This window comes from Pseudoalteromonas sp. SCSIO_11900 (assembly GCF_000576475.1).
In the GTDB taxonomy this organism is placed as follows: Bacteria; Pseudomonadota; Gammaproteobacteria; order Enterobacterales; family Alteromonadaceae; genus Pseudoalteromonas; species Pseudoalteromonas tetraodonis.
Genome location: NZ_KK070025.1, coordinates 31294 through 52719, shown reverse-complemented (window position 1 = coordinate 52719; position 21426 = coordinate 31294). Strand labels below are relative to the sequence as shown.

24 protein-coding genes and 2 pseudogenes are annotated in these 21426 nt (G+C 39.2%); 10 read left to right on the top strand and 16 right to left on the bottom strand.

Annotation, left to right across the window (positions count from 1 at the left end):
• Nucleotides 1–3 precede the first annotated feature (3 nt).
• The 3 genes from BG00_RS14570 to BG00_RS14560 all read right to left on the bottom strand — a co-directional run bounded on the left by BG00_RS14570 (nucleotide 4) and on the right by BG00_RS14560 (nucleotide 1349).
• Nucleotides 4–213: a cold-shock protein gene (locus BG00_RS14570; protein ID WP_036983594.1), complete on the bottom strand. Its 210-nt coding sequence runs from the start codon at nucleotides 211–213 to the stop codon at nucleotides 4–6.
• A 184-nt stretch (nucleotides 214–397) separates the two neighbouring features.
• Nucleotides 398–607 carry a cold-shock protein gene (locus BG00_RS14565; protein WP_008463923.1) on the bottom strand — a complete coding sequence of 70 codons (210 nt, stop codon included), beginning with the start codon at nucleotides 605–607 and terminating at the stop codon, nucleotides 398–400.
• A 289-nt stretch (nucleotides 608–896) separates the two neighbouring features.
• Nucleotides 897–1349 carry an Lrp/AsnC family transcriptional regulator gene (locus BG00_RS14560; protein WP_036983593.1) on the bottom strand — a complete coding sequence of 151 codons (453 nt, stop codon included), beginning with the start codon at nucleotides 1347–1349 and terminating at the stop codon, nucleotides 897–899.
• Between the two features lie 114 nt (nucleotides 1350–1463).
• On the opposite strand from BG00_RS14560, the gene BG00_RS14555 reads away from it, so the two are divergent.
• On the top strand, nucleotides 1464–2108 hold the full coding sequence (locus BG00_RS14555; protein WP_036983592.1) for a LysE family translocator: 645 nt from the start codon (nucleotides 1464–1466) through the stop codon (nucleotides 2106–2108).
• 14 nt (nucleotides 2109–2122) lie between these two features.
• On the opposite strand, the gene BG00_RS14550 is transcribed toward BG00_RS14555, so the two are convergent.
• Nucleotides 2123–2659 carry a DUF6942 family protein gene (locus BG00_RS14550; RefSeq protein ID WP_036983591.1) on the bottom strand — a complete coding sequence of 179 codons (537 nt, stop codon included), beginning with the start codon at nucleotides 2657–2659 and terminating at the stop codon, nucleotides 2123–2125.
• Between the two features lies 1 nt (nucleotide 2660).
• The gene (locus BG00_RS14545; protein WP_008110780.1) at nucleotides 2661–3116 is read right to left on the bottom strand and encodes a YaiI/YqxD family protein; all 456 of its coding nucleotides are present in this window, start codon (nucleotides 3114–3116) and stop codon (nucleotides 2661–2663) included.
• Between the two features lie 68 nt (nucleotides 3117–3184).
• On the opposite strand from BG00_RS14545, the gene BG00_RS14540 reads away from it, so the two are divergent.
• Nucleotides 3185–3718: a lipocalin family protein gene (locus BG00_RS14540; protein WP_036983590.1), complete on the top strand. Its 534-nt coding sequence runs from the start codon at nucleotides 3185–3187 to the stop codon at nucleotides 3716–3718.
• A gap of 205 nt (nucleotides 3719–3923) precedes the next feature.
• Here the strand turns inward: BG00_RS14540 and BG00_RS14535 are convergent, their stop codons facing one another.
• The 4 genes from BG00_RS14535 to BG00_RS14520 form a co-directional block, all read right to left on the bottom strand.
• Entirely contained in the window at nucleotides 3924–4265 is a 342-nt protein-coding gene (locus tag BG00_RS14535) for a DUF3325 domain-containing protein (RefSeq protein WP_036983588.1), read from the bottom strand.
• Complete coding sequence (locus BG00_RS14530; RefSeq protein ID WP_036983586.1) at nucleotides 4262–5851, bottom strand: PepSY-associated TM helix domain-containing protein; 1590 nt, start codon at nucleotides 5849–5851, stop codon at nucleotides 4262–4264. Before BG00_RS14530 ends, BG00_RS14535 begins: the two co-directional genes overlap by 4 nt.
• Nucleotides 5848–6192 (bottom strand): hypothetical protein, encoded by a 345-nt coding sequence (locus tag BG00_RS14525; protein ID WP_033103215.1) that lies wholly within the window; start codon nucleotides 6190–6192, stop codon nucleotides 5848–5850. The genes BG00_RS14530 and BG00_RS14525 overlap by 4 nt, the downstream gene beginning before the upstream one ends.
• Before the next feature lie 886 nt (nucleotides 6193–7078).
• Nucleotides 7079–7648, bottom strand: a complete 570-nt coding sequence (locus tag BG00_RS14520; RefSeq protein WP_036983585.1) for a hypothetical protein — start codon at nucleotides 7646–7648, stop codon at nucleotides 7079–7081.
• 171 nt (nucleotides 7649–7819) lie between these two features.
• On the opposite strand from BG00_RS14520, the gene arfB reads away from it, so the two are divergent.
• Complete coding sequence (gene arfB, locus BG00_RS14515) at nucleotides 7820–8242, top strand: alternative ribosome rescue aminoacyl-tRNA hydrolase ArfB (RefSeq protein WP_036983584.1); 423 nt, start codon at nucleotides 7820–7822, stop codon at nucleotides 8240–8242.
• A 110-nt stretch (nucleotides 8243–8352) separates the two neighbouring features.
• Here the strand turns inward: arfB and BG00_RS14510 are convergent, their stop codons facing one another.
• The 6 genes and pseudogenes from BG00_RS14510 to BG00_RS14485 all read right to left on the bottom strand — a co-directional run bounded on the left by BG00_RS14510 (nucleotide 8353) and on the right by BG00_RS14485 (nucleotide 13534).
• Nucleotides 8353–9402 (bottom strand): DUF2955 domain-containing protein, encoded by a 1050-nt coding sequence (locus tag BG00_RS14510; RefSeq protein ID WP_036983583.1) that lies wholly within the window; start codon nucleotides 9400–9402, stop codon nucleotides 8353–8355.
• Nucleotides 9403–9413: 11 nt separating this feature from the next.
• The gene (locus tag BG00_RS14505; RefSeq protein ID WP_036983582.1) at nucleotides 9414–10478 is read right to left on the bottom strand and encodes an HlyD family secretion protein; all 1065 of its coding nucleotides are present in this window, start codon (nucleotides 10476–10478) and stop codon (nucleotides 9414–9416) included.
• 2 nt (nucleotides 10479–10480) lie between these two features.
• A complete protein-coding gene (locus BG00_RS14500; protein ID WP_008110790.1) occupies nucleotides 10481–10957 on the bottom strand; it encodes a MarR family winged helix-turn-helix transcriptional regulator in 477 nt (158 codons plus the stop codon).
• Between the two features lie 291 nt (nucleotides 10958–11248).
• Nucleotides 11249–11953, bottom strand: a pseudogene (locus BG00_RS18500) (glutamine amidotransferase-related protein).
• A gap of 71 nt (nucleotides 11954–12024) precedes the next feature.
• A complete protein-coding gene (locus tag BG00_RS14490) occupies nucleotides 12025–12921 on the bottom strand; it encodes a spermidine synthase (RefSeq protein WP_036983581.1) in 897 nt (298 codons plus the stop codon).
• On the bottom strand, nucleotides 12914–13534 hold the full coding sequence (locus BG00_RS14485) for a fused MFS/spermidine synthase (protein ID WP_036983580.1): 621 nt from the start codon (nucleotides 13532–13534) through the stop codon (nucleotides 12914–12916). Before BG00_RS14485 ends, BG00_RS14490 begins: the two co-directional genes overlap by 8 nt.
• A gap of 160 nt (nucleotides 13535–13694) precedes the next feature.
• Here BG00_RS14485 and BG00_RS14480 point away from each other — a divergent pair.
• Nucleotides 13695–14232, top strand: a pseudogene (locus BG00_RS14480) (TonB-dependent receptor plug domain-containing protein); the annotation flags it as partial.
• Between the two features lie 223 nt (nucleotides 14233–14455).
• Nucleotides 14456–15064: a hypothetical protein gene (locus tag BG00_RS14470; protein WP_036983576.1), complete on the top strand. Its 609-nt coding sequence runs from the start codon at nucleotides 14456–14458 to the stop codon at nucleotides 15062–15064.
• A 291-nt stretch (nucleotides 15065–15355) separates the two neighbouring features.
• Here the strand turns inward: BG00_RS14470 and BG00_RS14465 are convergent, their stop codons facing one another.
• Nucleotides 15356–17437, bottom strand: coding sequence for a TonB-dependent hemoglobin/transferrin/lactoferrin family receptor (locus tag BG00_RS14465; protein WP_036983575.1), 2082 nt, complete (start codon nucleotides 17435–17437; stop codon nucleotides 15356–15358).
• A 137-nt stretch (nucleotides 17438–17574) separates the two neighbouring features.
• On the opposite strand from BG00_RS14465, the gene BG00_RS14460 reads away from it, so the two are divergent.
• From BG00_RS14460 to azu, 5 genes are read left to right on the top strand one after another with little or no spacing between them, the layout of a single operon-like run.
• Entirely contained in the window at nucleotides 17575–18384 is an 810-nt protein-coding gene (locus BG00_RS14460) for a heme/hemin ABC transporter substrate-binding protein (RefSeq protein ID WP_036983574.1), read from the top strand.
• Complete coding sequence (locus BG00_RS14455; RefSeq protein WP_024602445.1) at nucleotides 18381–19433, top strand: FecCD family ABC transporter permease; 1053 nt, start codon at nucleotides 18381–18383, stop codon at nucleotides 19431–19433. The genes BG00_RS14460 and BG00_RS14455 overlap by 4 nt, the downstream gene beginning before the upstream one ends.
• On the top strand, nucleotides 19430–20218 hold the full coding sequence (locus BG00_RS14450; protein ID WP_051498254.1) for a heme ABC transporter ATP-binding protein: 789 nt from the start codon (nucleotides 19430–19432) through the stop codon (nucleotides 20216–20218). Before BG00_RS14455 ends, BG00_RS14450 begins: the two co-directional genes overlap by 4 nt.
• Nucleotides 20215–20958, top strand: coding sequence for a HugZ family pyridoxamine 5'-phosphate oxidase (locus BG00_RS14445; RefSeq protein WP_036983572.1), 744 nt, complete (start codon nucleotides 20215–20217; stop codon nucleotides 20956–20958). The genes BG00_RS14450 and BG00_RS14445 overlap by 4 nt, the downstream gene beginning before the upstream one ends.
• Nucleotides 20955–21404 carry an azurin gene (azu, locus tag BG00_RS14440; RefSeq protein ID WP_036983571.1) on the top strand — a complete coding sequence of 150 codons (450 nt, stop codon included), beginning with the start codon at nucleotides 20955–20957 and terminating at the stop codon, nucleotides 21402–21404. Before BG00_RS14445 ends, azu begins: the two co-directional genes overlap by 4 nt.
• Nucleotides 21405–21426: the final 22 nt, after the last annotated feature.

Below are 21426 nucleotides of genomic sequence, written 5' to 3'. Positions count from 1 at the left end.
TATTTAGATGCAAACGATGTTTTCAGCTTGCGGGCCTTTTTGACCTTGAGTAACAGTAAACTGTACTTTTTGGCCTTCGGCTAATGTTTTGAAACCGTCGCCAGAGATAGCACTGAAATGTGCGAAAACGTCTGCGCCAGATTCTTGCTCAATAAAACCAAAACCTTTTGCTTCGTTAAACCATTTTACTGAACCAGTAGTTGTATTAGACATAATATGTATCCTAAAAATTAATTAAAGTGTGCCTGAAAAGAGGCGATTGAGCCGAAAAAATAGTTAACTTGAGGATATCGCGTAGGATTATTACTAAAACAACGGGGTACTAACAAATAAAACAAAACTTCTTTCAAACTTATAAGTATTGATGGGTTAACACTAACCCATCAATTAAAACTATTTAGATGCAAACGATGTTTTCAGCTTGCGGGCCTTTTTGACCTTGAGTAACAGTAAACTGTACTTTTTGGCCTTCGGCTAATGTTTTGAAACCGTCGCCAGAGATAGCACTGAAATGTGCGAAAACGTCTGCGCCAGATTCTTGCTCAATAAAACCAAAACCTTTTGCTTCATTGAAAAATTTTACTGTACCAGTAGTTGTATTAGACATAATAATATCCTAAAAAAATAATAAAAAATTTGCCTTAAAATAGGCGTTTAACAGGAAGAAAACAAACATTTAACTTGAGGATATCGCGAAGGATTATTACTAATAACAACGAGGTACTTACAAATAAACAGGGCTTTCTATCAACCCGATGGCAAGCAGAATAACAGCAATACACTTTATAACAAGCTTTATTTACACTTTATTTTTACCTATTTAGGCAAAGCCCGCTGCCATAGGCTTTGCAGCGTCATCGGCTTAACTTTTTAAAGTTCGTGTAAAACATAACCTGTTAAAAGTGCAAGTTACGCGTTCTTACAATATCTTTCATCACAATGGTTGAGGTTAAACGTTGTACACCCGGTAAGGCTGATAGCTTGTCATCGTAGAGTTGCTGAAACGCGGCTAAATCTTTAGTAACGACGTGTAATAAGTAATCAGGGGTGCCAAATAAGCGTTGTGCATTGGTGATCTGAGGGATAGCATCGACTGCTTGCTCTAATTTGCTTAACGACGCTTTATCACCTTCTTTAATAGTAATAAATACTAACGCAGAAAAGTTTAAACCAACCTTCTCCGGTGATATTTCTGTTCTGTAGCCAACAATTGCTTTGCTTTTCTCAAGCTCTTTTACACGACGATGACAAGGTGACACGCTTAGCCCAACACGATCAGCCAATTCAGAAAGGGTGAGCCTGCCATCAACTTGCAACTCAGCAAGAATTTTCCTATCTATGGTATCCATAGTTGATTATTTCCTAAAATGAACGCTTATGTCAGTAAAATACAGTAACTTTTACTCATCAGAAAGAAATAAAATAGCAGCTCACTTATTTTGGGTTTTAGCGCATGGATACGTATGGATATTAATATTATTTTTTCTTTTTGGCTGGTATCAATCTTGTTTGTACTTACCCCCGGTGCCGATTGGGCTTATACAATCAGTGCAGGTATAGCGGGTGATAAAATCATTCCTGCGGTGTCAGGATTAATACTTGGGCATTTAATGGCCAGTTTAATAGTGGTGGTAGGTTTAGGCGCGTTATTAGCATCGCATGCCATGTTTATAAAGCTGTTAACCTTATTTGGTGCTTTGTATATCATTTGGATTGCCGTATCACTGTACCGATTTCCTCCAATGCCTGCAGCCTATAACGATGGCCAAGAACACACCTCAGACACGCCCCTAAAGTGGATGAGAAAGGGCTTTATAATTAGTGGCTTGAATCCCAAAGTGATGCTGTTATTTTTAGCCTTATTGCCGCAGTTTGTTTTACCAACACTGTCATTTTCTATTACTGAACAATTGCTGGTACTTAGCATTATTCATTTAGTTGGCTGTGCGCTGGTATATTGGTTAATAGGGGTAAGTGCCAGAAAAATCCTCAGCAATAATCCGGCGCTCTCACTAAAATTTGGCCGTGCATCGGCCTGCATCCTATTTATTTTGGGCTCGCTCATGCTAGTTGATAGCGCTAACACACTGAGCGTAACACTTACCTAAAAAACGAAAGTGGCTTAGATTATTCGTAACTGAGCCACTAATTCACTCAAACGGGCAATTTTAATATTACTCAGCTGCCTATAATCAAAATAGGGGCATACAATAATATTCTGGCTTTTATCTATAGCAAACTCATCATCAAGCCAATCAAGTTGGGCGTTTAACTTACCTTGTTGTATCAAGTTTTTAGCGTGAGTTCTTCCTGCAATAATGTGCAATTGATTTTTATGCTCAGTAAGCACCGGCGCACTAAATAGTAATGCAGTACCGCTATGTTGCTGTAACAACAGCTCATCGCGATATGCTTGCCAACTCACGGCTTGTTTAGCAAAAGCGTAATACTCGCTTGGCAGCGCAAATAACACCTTGGCGTACACATTAAAGACTTTTCGCCAGCCATTGCCACAGTGCTGGTTTATGCTATTTATTTGCCCACTAACTACAGGCTCTAGCTGCGCAAGTGTTTCAAAGTAAGGCATAGGGGGCGCTTTTGCTACATACACAGCAACACTGAATGAATTATCACCTAACCCTATTAACTGGCTGCTCACTTTAACTGCTCTTATTTTGCGCTAAAATACGATCAAGATTGTTAGCAAAGTTTTGTCTGTCACTTTGGCTTAATGGAGGCGGCCCACCACTCATTTCTACACCACTTGAGCGCATAGTATCCATAAAATCGCGTACATTTAGTAATGAACGAATGTTTTCAGTGGTGTAAAGCTCACCGCGCGGATTAAGTGCTTGGCCGCCATTATCAATCACTTCACTTGCCAGCGGAATATCTCCTGTGATCACTAAATCGCCTTTTTCTATTCGTTTTACTATTTCATCATCAGCCACATCAAAGCCCGATGACACTTGTAGTCGGCTAATAAATTTTGACGGTGGGATTCGCATGGCATGATTTGCAACCAGTATAGTTTCTGTTTGTGTACGCTCTGCGGCTCTAAATAAAATTTCTTTTATTACCACCGGACAAGCGTCAGCATCAACCCAAATTTTCATGCTAAGTTCTTTAAATTGCTTTAGTATTAAGACGATCCTATAGCAATTTCTAAAGAAAAGGAAACAACATGAAACTCGCTTTTAAAACCGCATTATTTATTACCACCGTGTTTTTACTCAGTGCCTGTACCAGCGCCCCCGAAGGAATAACTCCTGTTAAAAACTTTGATTTAGAGAAATACCAAGGCAAGTGGTATGAAATAGCACGATTAGACCACTCTTTTGAACAAGGAATGGAGCAAGTAACAGCCACTTATTCAATTAACGATGATGGAACGGTAAAGGTATTAAACAAAGGGTTTATTAGTAAAGAACAAAAATGGGACGAAGCTGAAGGCTTAGCTAAATTTGTAGAAAACGCCGATACAGGGCATTTTAAAGTGTCATTTTTTGGCCCGTTTTATGGTGCCTATATTATTTTTGAGCTCGACCAACCTGATTATCAATATGCGTTTATTACAAGTTATAGCAAAGATTACTTATGGTTTTTATCGAGAACACCTACAGTGAGTAAAGAGCTCAAGCAGCACTTTTTAAACCAAGTAAAAGCACTTGGTTTTGCAACTGATGAGATTATATGGGTAAATCAAAAATCGCTGTAAAGGGGGTTTACACCCTTAGGTTGTAATAAAACGTTCACCTTACTGTAAGGTAAACTAAATAAAGAGGGGCTATATTAGCCCCACTTGCAAAAGGAAAGGCAAGTACAAGACATAATGACAATCCCCCTTTTTAATTGGCAAGCCTGATGGCTTGCCATTTTTTTACCTCAATTTAGCCTATTCTTTGGGATCAGGTTTTTACTAACTAAAGTCCATTTAAACCAAAAAATAACGTACTCGCGGCCAATATCAATAATACAAGCAAGTTAAAAAGCTTAGTTAGATTGACTAAAAAACTATAAAAAATCATTATAATTAAAGCACTTAACGACATAAACCCGCAAAACTGTAGAGCGCCATAGCCGTGTAATTCGCTAACACAAAGTAGTAAACTTAGTAAAATACTGATCCAAGCAACACTCAATAAAATTAAACGCTGCTGATCAGTAGGGCGCTTGTTAAAAACATCCTTAAAATGATTAAACTTAGCCAGTGCAAAGCAGTTAAAAGCCACCAAACATAAACTAAAAGGGAGCAATGCCATCATACTTTTTGCTCCTGAGTGTTTATCGGGCTAGGTTTTTTAGCTTGCAGTGCAGTACGTAATTTTTCGGTTTGTAACAAAAACAACAAACCAAATAACAAAAAGAGACTATCAAACATAAATAAAGCCCACTGTTCATTACATAAATAACTGATTATATTCCCTTGTGTTGTTAGCGCATTAACCACTGGCACACTAAAACAAGCAATGCTGTTTATGGCCGCCATAACACACCACTGCAGCTTGTCACGCTTTACAAAAGCGATAATAAGTACACACAGCCAAGTTAAAAAGAAGGCAAGTATCTCTTTATCCGCGCGCTCCATTGCGCGTGTGCTGATTAATCGGTTTGCTAAAAAGAACGCAGACGTTGCCAAGGGCAATCCCATTAAAGTTCCTAAATTAAGCGCTTCGACGAGTTTTAAACCCCATGATGGCCGGGCATTTTTTTTCATTCGCTCTCGAATGCGCTTTGCCCACATAATACAGCCCGTGGCTATCATTATGCAGCCAGCAATGCCGCCTAAAAAGTATAAAACACGTAATAATGGCTCCGCTAAACGCCCAGTGTGCATTGAATTTAGTGACTCATACAGCGCTTTACTGCCGGTAAGTTCATCATCAGTTTGAGCAACAAGCTCACCACTCGCTCCACTAAATATCAAACGCGGTGCTTGATCCCTTAATGTTTTTCCAGGGCTGACCAAAACCATAATAGTCGCAGCGGCCTTATTCGGCTTATTTATAATCACCCGAGTTATATCAGCCTCTGGCCACTTAGTATAAACCTGATCCAAAACAGTATTGATAGGCACTAATGGCGCTGTGCCTTGCAACGCCTCTGTTGCAGGACTACTTGGCGAAACATCATTAAAAAAGCCTCGTATTCCATCCTCATAAACGGTTTGCGCGGGGTAGGGGAAAATCATAAATATCAGGGTAATAATGCCCGTATAAGTAATCATTAAATGAAAAGGTAAGGCAAATACCGAACTTAAATTATGCACATCTAACCAACTACGGCTGCCTTTATTAGCTCTAAAAACAAACATATCTTTAAAAATACGTTTGTGAATAACGATGCCAGATATCAATGCAATGAGCATAAATAAACTAGCAAAACAAACAATCCAACGTGCCGTTTTTACATCAATATAATGCAAATCAAAATGCAGGCGATAAAAGAAATTCCCCCCTCGAGTATCTATAAAGGGTGCTAAAGGCTGCATATTATTTGGATCTAAACGGGTATTTTCAAAAGAGGCTCTGCGCTGTCCAGGCTCTTTTGGTTTTGCATAACCATACGTTAAATAAGGTATACGCTCCTCAGGAAGCGTTATACGCCAATTAGGCGCATTAGGTGCTTGCGCATTTAAATACTCAACACCCGACACGATTTGTTGTTTTTGCGCGCCAATACGATCTGCCTGCTGCTCAATATTATGGACACTTGGCTGATTCCATAAGCTCACTTCATCTCTAAAAAAACTAATAGTGCCTGCAAAAAATATTAAATACAGTAACCAACACACGAGCAAACCCACCCATGTATGTAACCACGTCATTGAACGAAAAAAACTCCCTTTCATAACCATCCCTTCAGTAGCGATAAAACGACAAGTTGCGCTGCAATACTTAGTAAAATACTGATCCAAACAGTTTTTAATGAATGAATATAAAAGCTATAAATAAACACCAGGGCATAAATTAAAATACTCGCAGACACACTAAGCAAAACCGCGTCAACTTTAGGCACAGGCACTACTGCACTTAATAGCGACACACTAACGGCTGTAAAAAAATACCCGCCAACAATGGCAATAAAAAAACGCGATAAAACCGCTAATTCATAGCTAAAGCGTTGCATAAATTGCCATAACATAGAAAAAACGGGTTTAGGAAAGTCTAAAAGACGGTTGGAGGCCTGCATAAACTGCAAATTCCTTTTAAACATAGCTAAAAAAAGATGGTGATATTATAACGCCAATAAATACAAAAGATAGTAGTTCTTATTTGCATTTGAATAAAATAGGCTCTTTTAATACTGTTAGTTAAATAGTGATCTGAAATAAGGCACCTGAACAAACAGTTATAACCGCTGCAAACGGCTATATAGCGATGCTTTAGTCCCATTATTTGCTATTAACATACGCTCCCTTTGGGATTACTACTATTTTAGCTTTGTAATACTAAAGCCTAACCACCTAATTTATAATAACTTTATTTAAAAACACCGAAAGGATCACGATTTTACTAACTACTTTTCAAAATTGTTAAAATAAACCGATTTTTTACTAACTCAACCGTATAAAAATTAAAAAAGGCTAATAAACAAACAAAAATAAGCTAGCGGAAAGAAATATACCATCATTTACTACTTAAGTTGATAAATGGCTGATCTGTATAAAACAACAACTTGTTAGTAGCAACTAACTTAATACCAATTGTGTTAAGTTACTGACCATTGATAGCGACAAATAAATGGAGTGATAACAAGGCGTAAATTTTGACATGTGGTTGTTCTACTTGAAAAAAATTATAACGCAGTTAGCGCTTTATTTAGCTCGCTAAAATGGTTAAATATTTAAGTCGATTGGTATAACTTCAGCACCAAACAAAACGCAGCCTTAGCGTAAGTAAAATTAGGGTTTATTTATTACTTTTTTTTTTAGCGCTAGCGAAATAACGCCTTAATCATAGCCGTAAAGGGGGTTTACAGCATTAAAACTGAAGCCATTATTTAAACTTAAAATACATGAGACTGGAAAAGTAAGTATAAAAAAGGTGGCCAATGCCACCTCTATAAACAATAACTTTTACAACATTGAAAACAGCTTTTTAAGTTGTGGCATGTATTCGCTCACAAGTGCTAGGTTATTTTCACTGACTACAGGCTCTGCCGATTGGGCTGCGCTTGATGCCTTGCCAAACGTTCCCATTAATGAACTAACGCCTTTGTCTTTACTACTTTGCATACTTTGTAAGCCACCCATTAATTTATTGGCGGTTTGTTTATGTTCATCTGATAAACCTGATTTTAGGTTTTCAATGTAAGCCATTGAAACTTCCGATCCTACAGCAATTAATTGTTCAGGCGTAAAACCATATTGGCTAGTTACGTTGGCAAAGCTTTTATATAAGTCTTGCTGTTTGATCATGCTAAGTGCGCTGTTGGCTAACGAGCTTTGCTCAGTGATCGTTTGATCTGCCGATGCGCCCAGCATATTCGCTAAATCTAAGCCTTTTAACGACTCTTGATTGCTTGCCCAACTTGTAACTGCAGGTAATGCCTTAATGTAGCTTTGTAATTGACCTTCGTTAATGTCTTGTGCAAAGCTTGAGAAGCTCATCGCTAACAAGCTGATTGATAACAGTAATTTTTTCATTAAGCATTTCCTAATAGTAAAGTAGCGTTAATTAAAAACTAATTAACGGCTATTGCCAATACAAAGCGTAAATTTATAAATTATTATTTACTTAGGTGTGAGTTTAAGTTGATTCACCACAACGCAATGTACTGATGATATAATACATTTTTGCAAAAAGAGCGGGGCACTATGTTAACTATTTCAAACAGCGTAACCATTGATGAATGGGAAGTAGAGCTCAGCGCTATTCGCTCGCAAGGCGCAGGCGGGCAAAATGTTAATAAAGTAGCCAGTGCTATACATTTACGCTTTGATATTAATCGCTCTAAATTACCTGACTTTTATAAAGAACGATTACTTGCTTTGAAAGATTCAAGGATCACCAAAGAAGGGGTATTGGTTATTAAAGCGCAAAGCCATCGCACCCAAGAGCTCAACAGAGAAGATGCGCTAAAACGGCTAAAAGATTTAATTTTAAGCGCCACTAAGGTTAATAAAGCACGCCGTGCCACTAAACCTAGCCGTAACTCACAGCGTAAACGCATGGATAAAAAAACCAAACACGGCCAAACTAAAGCCCTACGCGGTAATATCAAGCTAGAACTTAAGTAATCTGAACTCTGGATAATAAATCTACCTCAAGCAGCTATTTCCAGCGCTAACTGCGTTGAATTTACTTGCAATAGGCTAGTATAAAAAAGGCTGCGAATGCAGCCTTTAATTTAATCATAAGTATGATGGCGGGTGACGCTAAATCGGTTGAGGATTCGATGCACTACATACACTGCGCTTAAGCTTACCGTAACCGCAACGGCCACCGAGCTAAATCGATACAAAGCACTGTATATTAAATCTTGCCCTGGGCCTAACGACTGACCAAATAAAATGCCAAACGTGGTTAATACCCCAAACCCAACACCCGGTGGACCACCACCTAAAATATGAAAACGGCTGAATATAAAAGACAAAATCCATAATATAGCCACCGGAAAAAGCAAAACGTCGGTATGATTATACAAAAACAACTGCGAAACCAAAGCAGCATTACAGCCTATCAGTGTACCAATAATACGTTGCCAACTTGCGGTGCCCGCTGCCTTAAAACACAACGAAAACAAAATTAAAATAGACGCCGCTTGCGCCGAAATTGAATCTTGTAAATCAAGTACCTGAAAAACTACGAATGATAAAGTCGCAACGCTAGCGCATAGCAACACCTCGTGACGAATACTTTCTTTGTCCTTGTGTGGCACAGCGCGCATGGGCCGCGCTGTCACATCAGGAAACAAACCATGCATCAAGAGCGCAATAATAATAGTAATAAAAATAGCCATACCATTACTTAAAATAAGCGGGTAAATGCTGCTTGCTTGATCAACATGGCTGGCAAAGTGCAACTGAATCGATAAGCTCACCGCACCTAACGCACCAAATAAAAACGCGCCGCCACTACTCATTAAATAAAATAACACGCAAAAACTAGCAAAAATAATGAGCGTCATTAACACCGGTAAGTGTGAAAATAAGCCCTGCAAAACAAGCACAATAAACGCACTGTAGGCAGCACTGGCAACAAATTGACGGATCACACCTTTGTTAATACTTGGCACTAAACCCAGTAATAACATAGGGTAAACTGTAAAAAATATCCCATTTGGCCAATTCATTAACTTACATAAAGTAAAACCAATAGTGCAACCACCGGCAATCCGCAGCGCTTGGCGTAAGCCATTTGAATCGAGTTGTGGCGCTTGGCTAACATGTTGTGTCATTACTCGCCCCACTAATAAATGTAATGTAACCAACTAATAAAGCGGATTTGTACTGACCCCAACCATTGGCCTATTGCCGATTGTGGGAGTAACTGCACGGTAGCACGCGCACCACTGGGCATATTATTTATAAGCTGAGTGTTATTTGGTAGCACTAAATGAATACGCTGGCGCTGAGCGTCACGAACCCAGCGGTTGCTGGTTTCGGTGGTGCTAAGTAATCCATTCGCACTAAGTTGCCCGTCACTGACACCGGCCTCAAAAGTTTCAATTTTAGCGTCGAATACTTCACCAGGTCGGCTATCAAACACTACTTTTGCTAAACTCCCAGGCTGCATATTTAATAGTGACTTTTCACGAAAATCAGCCACTAAATCTGCTTTTTTTGCCACAATAGCAAGTAATGGCTTACCCGCAACCGCATAGGAACCCTCAAGTAACTGTAAATTAGCCACTACACCATCGCTTAAAGCACGCACTTGTGTATAGGATAAGTTAAGCTCGGCTTGCGCTAACTGATTGGCCGCATGGCGCAGCGCTAAATTATTTTGCCCCGAGTCGCCACGCGCTAAAACAGCTTCAGCAAGCTGTGCTTCAAAGGCAGCTAAATTAGATTGACTTGCTGCAAAGTTAGCACGAATGCTTTCAAGCTCTTGCTCCGAAATAGAGTTTTGTTTGTAAAGTGTTTCGCCACGCTTTTTTAATAGCTGCTGCTCATGCAATTTAGCGTTAGCTGCACTTATTTGTGCCTCCAACGCTTTTACATTGGTATCAAGGCGTTTATTTTGTAGTTTGGCATCATCAAGCGCGAGCTGTGCTTGTTCAAGTGCCAGCTGATAGGTGTTTTTATCTATCTCAAATAATACATCACCCGCTTTAACCGCTTGGTTATTACTGACCAAAACATCGGTAACACGGCCATTTATTTGCGGTGATATTTGCACAACCGGATGATAAACCCGTGCCTGTGGCGTAACCGGCAACCATACATCGGCAACAATATAATAAAAAAAGACAACAATAAAACCAACAAGCGAAACTTTAACGTAGCGGGCAAATTTTTGATCAGGTGTCATACTTATTTATCTCCAGATAAGCTTGCAATACAACGCCGCGCGTTTTCTTCCATTTGCACTAAACTGTGCGCCATACCATCAAGTTGCTCAGTACTTAAACCGGCATATAAACGCTGTTTAATATCGCTTGTTAACTCTTTTAAATGTTCTAATAACTTTATACCCTCATCGGTAAAGTACAATTTTTTACTACGTTTATCGTGTTCATCAACTTGTCGAATAACCAGATTTTGCTGCTCTAATTGCTTAATGGTGCGCGTTAATGAGGGCATTTCAATACCTAAACTAGTCGCCAGCGCTTGCTGCGTTGCTCCTAAGGGTAAATGATGTAAGTGGATCATTGCCGTCCAGCGTGACTGAGTTAAACCTAGCGGCTCAACCGCCAGTGTCACCGCTTCTCGACATAAGCGGTGCACTCGGCCCATATTGCCGCATAAGGTTAAATCGAGTGTTTCATGAAAAGGAATAGTGCTACTCATAGGAACTCTTACTTGTGAATATACGGCAAATTTTAGCATTAGTTAGCAGGCTAAGTAAATATTTGGCATTTTAACTTCACGTAAATAACCTGAACTTTGGTTAAGAGATTTACTAACGTATTGAATCAAAATTGATATTTATGTTTATTTTCTCTAGCCAGAGATTTCCAGTGAAAACAAGGCGAAATTACGCGTCAATAGCTCGCCTATTGCAAGTAAATTCAACGTAGTTAGCGCTGTAAATAGCTGCTTGAGATAGATTTATTATCCAGAGTTCAGGTTAAATAAGTATTATTTTGATAAATAGTGCGCAGCAAGCTTTTCTAAGAAAGTATAAAGCTTATTGTTCATTTCACTATAGTCATGACTTAAGAGCTTTTCGGGCTGTTCAACAAAGCGGTACATTGGTTAAATCATCGTTGGCAATGAGGAGGGTAACCACCTCGGTGGTCAATTCCATGTAGCATTGAAAACCAAAGACTAAATCGCTATAAGCGACTATTTGCCTTGGACAACCTTCGCTATTGGCAATAATACTGGCTGTAGTAGTCAGCCTGGCATATCGTTATGCCAATGCCCCACATTAAGCTCACTGCCAAAATGGCTGAATAACGGATGATTCAAACCTGCATCAGTGAGGGTAGTCGCAAACTTACCAATTTCCTTTTCTGGACTAGGTTGATAAGCCGCGCCTAACGCTTCACCAATTAATTGCGACCCCAAACAAACGCCCAACTCTATTTTGTTTGCCGTGATCATGCTGGCAATAAAGGCTTGTTCTTTTTTGCTATCAAAATAGGCGCATTCTGCAAGCTATATAGCGGGCGATTGTGGCCCACCCATTACAATTAAAAAGTCTATATCATCAGCATGTTGTGGTAAGTGTTCAGCTAAATAAATACGGGTATAAGACAGCGTATGACCATTCATTTTAGCCCAAGCTTCATAAGCGCCTGGCGCTTCAAAATGTTCATGAATAATAAAGTGAATGTGCATTATCGCTTCCTTAAAATATTATCTTTTTAATAAGTAATGGCCACCGGATATAAGTGACCATGTAATAGCAATCAAAAATTAAGTAAATTAGCTGGAGAGTATTGATCGGTTAGCACCTTAGTACCACTTGGCCAATCTTTACCATCTTTAGTGAAAAACATACGCTGGCTAATTGCCTTTATATCTACGCCATAAGGAGCAAGTAACGGAGCTAGCTGCGTCACCCGCTGTGCTATTTGTTGCTCTGTAGGGATATTGCTATAACCAGCCAAAATAATACGATTACTGTTATTATTGGCTGTTACATTAATAAAATCGCCAAATACCGCATGATAGGTTGCCGACTCATGTTCATAGAGTTTACTTGATGAAAACGTGTTAGCAGCAACAATTCCGCCTTCAGCTAATACGCTTTTTATCTCTTCAAAAAACTCTTTTGTGAGTAAGTGCTCAGGAATGTAGTCGCCATTAAACGCATCCAAAATAATCCAATCAAATTGCTGTTTTTTAAGCGCCGCACGTTTAATAAAAATACGCCCATCTTGCACTTTAGCAGTTACGTTATCAGTTTCTATAAAGTTAAAATAATCGCGCGCCACTTTAATTACCGCAGGATCTATTTCTACATTTTCAATGTGTGCCTTTGGGTATAGCTCATGAATCATATTAGAAAGCGTACCGCCACCTAAACCAATAATGAGCACTTTTTTAGGGTTATCAATCAGTAACAAACTAGAAAAAGCCAGCTTAGTGTAGTTAAACACGAGTTTTTTAGGGTCGCTAATGTACATGCAACTTTGGCTGCTTTGTCGGGTTTTTTCATCAAACTTTAAACAGCGTAAATCGCCAGTTTCTTCAACAAGTAGATTTCGATACAAGGAGCGCTCTTTATGCACAACATTAGCTGCACTGTATGATGAAAACAGTAGCGCCGTAATACAAACAAACAGGGATTTAAACTTAAGCATAAACGGCCTCTCGTACTTTAAGTTTGTCAAAGGTAATGGCAATTAGCCCAAGCGTGCCTAATACACCAGCAAAACCTAAAATAATCGCGTTAACATCAAACGCCAATACCATATAAAAAGAGGTAATAATGGTGCCCAGTGCGCTGCCTAAGGTACTTACAAAATAAAGGCCACCTGCCACTTGGCCGCTGCGCTCACTGTTTGTAACCAGCAAACGTACGGAGTAGGGCGAGATCATGCCTAAAATAATGGTGGGTATAAAAAATAACGTGGTTGAGGCGAGTAACGAGCCATAGCGACTGTCTTCAATATGCGAAAAAATAAATGCCATAATTGGCTCAGCATACAAAGCAATGGGTAGTACCATAATACTGGCAACTAAAAAGATTAACCCATATTTGGTCAACGAAGGATGACGAATAGACAGCTTACCCCCCAGTAAATACCCAAATGATAAGCTAAGCATAAATACAGTAATAATACTGCCCCAGATATGTACACTACTGCCAAAGTAAGGCGCTAAAATGCGCCCACCTAATAGCTCTATTCCCATAATACTAAAGCCACTACTAAACGCTAAAAAGTAAATTAATGCATTTGTTTTTGTTAACATTATATTGTTCTTATTGTGTTATTTTTACCCATCTTAACGTGATAGCTGCATAGTCGCTAGTGTAAAAATTAGACGCATACATAGAGCGCAAAAAACATTTTGTTATAAAGTAACACATGCTATAGTTTAAGTTATAATATAACATTACCAAAAGCATTTTATGAAGTACTTATTAATTTACTTAGCCTGCTTAAGTGCAAGCGCACAAAGCATTGCCCAAAGTCAACCAATAGAGAAAATTGCGGTTACATATAAACAAGCTTACCGAGGCGATATTCCTCAAAAGCAAATGCCACAATCAATCGAAACCCTCGATAACGCGGTACTTGATCAAAAAGGAATAACTCAATTACAAGATGCGCTGGATTTTTCTGCCAGTATTTCACGTAAAAATAACAGTGGCGCGTTATGGGATAGCTTTTCGATTCGTGGATTATTGGGTAACGAAAACATGCCATCGGGTTACTTAATTAATGGTTTTAGCGGTGGGCGCGGATTCAGCGGCCCTCGTGATGTATCAAACTGAGTACATTGAAGTATTAAAAGGTCCAGGCTCCGCACTTTATGGCCGCTCAGAGCCCGGCGGTACAGTAAATATCGTAACCAAAAAACCTCAATTTGAGCAACAGGGTGAGCTAAAGCTTAGCTTAGGTAGTGATAATTTTAACCGCGTTGAAGGTGACTATACAACCAGCATTTTTAACGTCTAGTTATTTATAGTTTTTCATCCAAAGTGTCTTAATGTAGTGGTTAAGGCGCTTTTTTGGATAATAAGTAGCTGCTTACCATCTTTAAAGATACTTTTACTCTTTTAGGTAACTATCTTGTTTATAACATTTTAGGTACGCTGCATTTTAAATTATGTTATAAATATTACACTAAAAATACAGCGACTCCGGTTAGATTAAAGGACAAAAATCAATGGATAAAAGCAGCAATAATGTCTCGTTAATTATCTTTCTTATTACGGCATGTTTATTGTTACCCTTTCTGGAGAGTATGCATGGTGGAGCGCTTTGGGGTTTAAATTGGCACTCTCCACGGCTTATGGATACATTAAGCCATAATTTACTTTATATAAAATTGGTGTTGGTAATTACAGGTTTAATATTACTGCTCGCCAAATCTGAAAAAATTAAAAGCATAATTAAAAATAAAATCGCTCAGTGGTTGTTCTTTATCATTCTTACATTAGTCGGTGTAGTACAAATTCCTTTTTTGTGTTTAGGGATTTTATTCAATGGTTCTTCATTATCAACCCCTGATTATATTCATAAACAAAGCACGTTTACTGATCGTACTATTTATATTTACACCGCAGACCCTGGCGCGATGGGGAAAGCCTACCATTATGTGTATTTAAATTGCCCGCTAGCATTTGGCCGTTATGAGCTAAAACAAATTGCTAAACTCAATTGGATGCGCGAATACACTTTTTACATTGAAAAGAATAACCTAATAGTAATTAATAAAGATCCTGCTGGTTTAACGCATACTTTCGATATGAGTGACGTAACCTGTTCGAGCTAATACCTCCTTTTTATAATTAGCTTAGGTTTCTCGTGTTAAATACGCATGCCTTAAATGCCTTTAGTAAACCAATATTTATTTAAGCGCACTCTTTTGAAAATGTATGAATAGTGTTATTGAAAGATATGAGCAGTACAAAGATCACGGGGCGTAAACCCCCTTTACACTATGGCGCAATACGCCGTGTTTTTGGTGCTTTATATACCAATCAGCTTAGACATAGAAAAATTCAATCCGTTAAATTATTCAGATATTTATACTGATTGGTATATACACAACTTTTAATATTAATTAAAACTGATAGCTTATCCGAGCCGAAACATTACGTCCTGGTTGGCTATATTGGCTAAAATCAGTGCCTTTGGATTGACCAGCAATAAGTTCAAACGGTACGTACTCTTTATCGAGTAGGTTAAGTAAACCTACATTCATTTGCCATGCTTGCCACTGATAATTTGCATATAAATCAACAACACCATAACCGTTACCTTGTGTTGTTTTATTACCATTAGTATCAAGTACTACATCAGACTGCGCCTTAGCTAAACGCCAAGCAGCGGTCCAATTAACATTGCCAAACTCAGTGCTTACCAATATAGAACCATTTAACGGGCTAATACTAGTGAGTGGCTGGTCAGAGTCTTTGTTTTCACCATCTACGTAAGCAACATTGGCCTCTAATAAAATATCGTCGGTAACATACATAGCAATACCAGCTTCTACACCGCTGATCTGGGTTTCGCTAATATTTTGGTATTGGTAAAATGTTTTATTTACATTAGGAATATAAGTTGGTTCAACACCCGCAATTGCCGTTTCGATAAAGTCATCATAGGCAGCATAAAAAGTACTTAGATTTACACTAATATCGCTACTTGCGTATCTTAATCCGATCTCAAATGAGTCACTGCTTTCAGGGTCTAAATCTGCGTTTGGTAATATTTGATAAAATGGCTCAACACCATGGCTTTGATAGGCTTGGTCGTGTGGCGGTATTTTAAAGCCTCGAACATATTGCCCATACCAAGATAAATTATCGTCTACCTGATAAATCACACCCAGCTTTGGTGAAAATGCAGATTCGGTAATATCATCAAGCTCGGTGTCAGCGTATAGCGCATCTTTTTTAGCTTCAAGTGCATAATAATCGTAACGAATACCCGCAACTAACGACCAATCAGTCTCATTAAATTTAATACTGTCTTGCATATATACACCAACTAAAGAAGTATCGGCGCCAGGAAATGCTTTTTGTTTTTCATTCGTAAAATCAACAGTACCATCATTTAATACACGGGTTTTTAAGCGTGGTCGTGTTGTATCATATAAATCAATATCGATTCCATAAACAAATTCATGCTTGGTATTTTCTCCTTTAATTTCCTTATTAAATACCGCTTTTAGGCCTAAAATATCTTGCTCAAACCCGTAGTCATTATAATCAATGTAATTTCTAGCCGCGCTTATTTGGTCACTTTGTTGCTCGTAACGACTATAGGATAGTTGCCCATACCATTTATCAAATATGGCTGTTGCCATATTTGAATCATAATCGAGTGCAAATGAGATATTTGTATCTTCGTCTTCGGTTTCTTGAATGGATGGAGTGATTACTTGCTCTGTCGTTTGGTTAAAGTAATCTAAGGTGTACTTAAGGGTTCGTTTTTCATCAAATTTTTGCTCAACTTTAAGTAGTAAAGCGTCCGAGCGGGCATCGTAACCTGGTAAATTTTCAACGTAATTTTGTACTTCTTCACTATCGCGATGGCTATAAACAGCGCTAATAGCAAAGTCACCTAAATCTTTTGCTGCTGTAATATCAGCAGCAACCTGATTGCTTTGGCCTTGGTAGCCTAACGCTACTTTTACCAAGCTTTGTTGATCCACTAAATAATCACTTGGATCTTTAGTTGTTATTACTACAATTCCCCCTAGTGCATCAGAACCATATAGCGATGATGCCGCCCCTTTTGCAACTTCAACTTGTTTAACACCCGCAACATCAAAGTAGTTTCGACCCACTAAATAACCGCCGCCGCCAGCGTAGCCATCGTTTGTGCGTCTTCCATCTTTAATAAAAACAACTCTATTGCCACCAACACCCCGTACAGTTAATGTTTGCGCGCCTGCGCCACTGCCAGTACTTGAGATACTTGGATCATATTTAAACATCGTTTGTAAATCTACAGCGAGTTGACGCTCAATATCTTGTTCGGTAATCACCGTTACTGAGCCAGTTACATCTTCAAGCTTTTGTTCAAAGCGAGAGCCACTAACCACAATATGATCGTCAATAATATTTTCGGCCAGTGCGCTACCAGAGCTAATTAACAAAGAGGCTAATGCTGTAAATTTAAAAGAAAAGGGATTCATCTCCACTCCAAATGATAATAGTTATTATTTACTTTTAAATGTTACAACTAACCCAAAATAAGATCAATTAATTATGATAATCATTTTCATTTAGATTAAAGTGGTTATAATACTAAAAAATAAAATCGGAGTTTGTTATGAAGTACCTCATTTTTTTTCTGGCTTTAGCCACTCAATCAGCACTCGCTAAAGAGCGTGTGATCAGTGCTGGCGGCACATTAACTGAAATAATCTACGCACTAGATAAACAAAATAGTTTAGTAGCGGTTGACCAATCGAGTATGTATCCGCAACAAGCAACACAATTGCCACAGGTAGGTTACTATCGAGACCTAGCCGCTGAGGGAGTGCTTTCAATGCATCCAACTGCGTTACTTGCACTTGAAGGTGCAGGAAGAGAGCAGGCGCTCAAGCAAATAGAAGCGACCGGAGTGAAGGTTATTCACTATAAAAAGCCGACTTCTGTAAATGAACTACTTGAACTAATTAAGCACCTTGGTAGTGATTTAGATGCAAACCTAAAAGCTCAAAACCTAATTACTAAAATAAAAAAATCGTTACCTAATAAAGTAAAAACACAGACTCACAACGCTTTGTTTTTACTTTCAGCTAATGAGCGTGGGCTCGTCGCAGCAGGACAAGAAACGGTGCCCAACTTACTGTTTAACTATGCGGGCATTACCAATATAGCTGCTACGCATACAGGCTTTAAAGCAATTAACAGTGAAGTACTGGCTGTAAATCAGCCCGATTTTTTAGTAGCGCCAGCGCATGTTGTGCAAAGCCTTGGTGGTAAACAAGCCTTTTGTAAACAGCCTACACTTCGCTTATTAAAAGCAGCGCAAGAGTGTCAATTACTGGTCATGGACAGCTTACTTTCACTGGGCATATCGCCGCGTATTGCAACTGCGATTCAAGCATTGCATGAGTATAAAACACGCTTATGAGCACGTTAACTTTGAATCGTTTTAACGCCATAACACTGAGTAATCCGCATAAGTGGATGCTATTAAGTTATGGCTGCATTTTTGCTTTAGCATTACTTAGCATAGGCTATGGAGCGGCAGGGTGGGATTGGCGTTTAGCGATTGCATGGCTAGCCCCTGAGCATTTTAGTCAATTTGATGCGCTACAAATCAATGTGGTTACACAAATACGCCTGCCTCGTTTTGTCCTTGCAGTGATGGTGGGTTTAGTACTTGCACAAACAGGAGCTGCAACTCAAGCGCTGTGTCGTAACCCGCTTGCTGATCCTTCTATTATTGGTATAAGCGCAGGCGCTGCAATGGTCGCGGTTGCTTTTATTGCCCTTAGTGCACAATTTAATTTTAACGCCCAACACTACTTACCTTATGCCTCATTTTTGGGCGCACTATCAGTAACATCGCTGGTATATTTAGTCTCAAAACAACAAAAACAAATTAATATAAATACACTTATATTAGTCGGTGTCGCCATTAATGCATTGGCATTCGCTGTTATTGGATTATTAAGTTTTTATGCCGATGACAGCGCACTGCGGTTAATTAACTATTGGACCATGGGCTCATTAGGCGGTGCAAGCTGGGATAATATAAAACAGGCGAGTCCTTTGCTATTACTGAGTCTTATCGGGCTATGGCGATTAAAAGAGCCAATGAATCTACTTCTTATCGGTGAATCACAAGCCCAATACTTAGGAGTGGATACCAGCAAGCTTAAATTATACGTCATTATATTAGTTGCATTGGGCGTAGGTGCGGTGGTTGCGCTAACAGGTTTAATTGGCTTTGTTGGTTTAGTTGTCCCTCACATCGCACGCCTTATGGTTGGCCCACACTTACGGAATATGCTGCCACTTTGTATGCTTTTAGGTGTCATAGTGTTGCTACTTTCAGATTGGTTAGCACGCTTGGTTGTTATGCCTGCGGAGCTGCCGATAGGCATTATAACGGCGTTACTTGGGGCTCCTCTGTTTATATATTTGATCATTAAAAATAAGCGAGATTGGTCATGATCACGTTTAACAACCTCAATATAGGCTTTAACACGCATCGTGTTTTAGAGGATATTAGCGGCAATATCCAAGCAGGACAACTTGTCGCTCTGATAGGCGAAAATGGTGCAGGTAAATCAACCTTACTGCATACTTTGGCAGGCATGCATCCCTTTGAGGGAGATATACTATTTAATACCAAGCCTTTGCATTCATTTTCTAAAGAGCAATTAGCTAGCAAGCGCGCTGTAATGATGCAAAGTAACCATGTTGGCTTTGATTTTAGTGTATTTGAACTCATTGCTATGGGTCGCTATCCCTATACAGAGTCTCTTAAAACACAAGCCAATAAAGTTCAAAAATATGCCTCACTTATGGATTTAACCCATTACCTAACACGTCGAATGAGTGCGCTTTCGGGCGGCGAACAACAGCGAGTTCATATGGCGCGCACATTAGCCCAGTTAGATGCTTTTACTGCGCAAACTGAGCCTAAATTAATGTTGCTCGATGAGCCAACATCAGCGCTAGATATGCGTCATCAACATACTTTACTTAGCTGTGTTAGAACCTTTGTAGAGCAAGGAAACAGCGCCATTATTGCTATACACGATCTTAATTTAGCAAGCCTTTATGCAACCAACGCTATTTTATTACACAACCAAAAAGTGCTGCAAAGCGGGTCTATAAATACCGTTTTAACAGCACAAAACTTACAACAAATGTACGCCATGAAATTGCACGTTAACCCTCATCCTTATAACGATGCGCCCATGGTTTTTTCTCAACGTCAGGAGTTTTCATGAGAGAGCAAGCATTAAACGACGCACGTACGCTCGTTTTTAAAACCCATGCCGGCGTAATGTCGACCATTTCAAATAATTTACGCGGCTATCCGTTTGGCTCTGTTACACCTTATATGTGTGACGAACAAGGTCGCATCTACTTTTTTATTAGTGACATAGCTCAGCATACCAAAAATTTAAAACAGGACTCACGCATGAGTCTGACTATTTTTGATGCCGCCGATTATGGCGATCAAAACGAACATGGGCGAGTAACACTCGTAGGTGATGGCTCTATTGTGGCAAAAGAGCAAAGCGAAGTGCTACTTGATAAATATATAGCTTTGTACCCTGAGGCTGCAAGCTATCGCAATGCGCATGATTTTCAGCTTTGGCAATTAGATGTAGTACGGGTGCGTTATATTGGCGGTTTTGGAAAAATATTTTGGCTTGAGCAAAACGAGTGGCAAGCTCAGCCTAAAAAGTGGGATGAAAGCCAGCAGCAAAGCATGATCACTCATATGAATGAAGATCATCAAGATGCTATGTCGCTGATATTAATGCAGCTCTATAACGTAGCCGATAACACCCCAATAATGAGCGGCCTACTACCCACAGGCTTTTATATACAAAGCCACAAGCGTAATTACTTTATTAATTTTGCGAACGAGTGCGATAGCCCATTAGCCGTGCGAAAAGCACTTGTAGCCCTAACAAATCAAGCACGAAACAGCTCAAACCAACTAGCGGAGACAGTATGAAAAAATTAATAGCCTTACTCAGCACTACACTGCTACTGAGTGCCAATACTGCATATGCAGACGAATGCACACTAAATATAGATGCAAACGATATGATGCAGTTTTCAACTAAAACACTAAGCGCCCCTAAAAGCTGTAAGCAAGTGACTGTAAAGCTTAGTCACACCGGTAAATTACCTGCTAATGTAATGGGCCATAACTGGGTGCTATCTACTGAGCAAAACATGCAAGGTATTATCACAGATGGCAACGCTGCAGGGCTTAGCAACCACTACATAAAGCCTAATGATAGTCGCGTGATTGGTGCTACAGACATTATTGGCGGCGGTAAAAAAACCGAAGTTACTTTTAAAACCAGCGGCTTAACCGCCGGAACCGATTACACTTTCTTTTGCTCTTTTCCTGGCCATTACGCCATGATGAAAGGCACATTTACGCTTAAGTAAATATTAAAAAGTGTATTACACA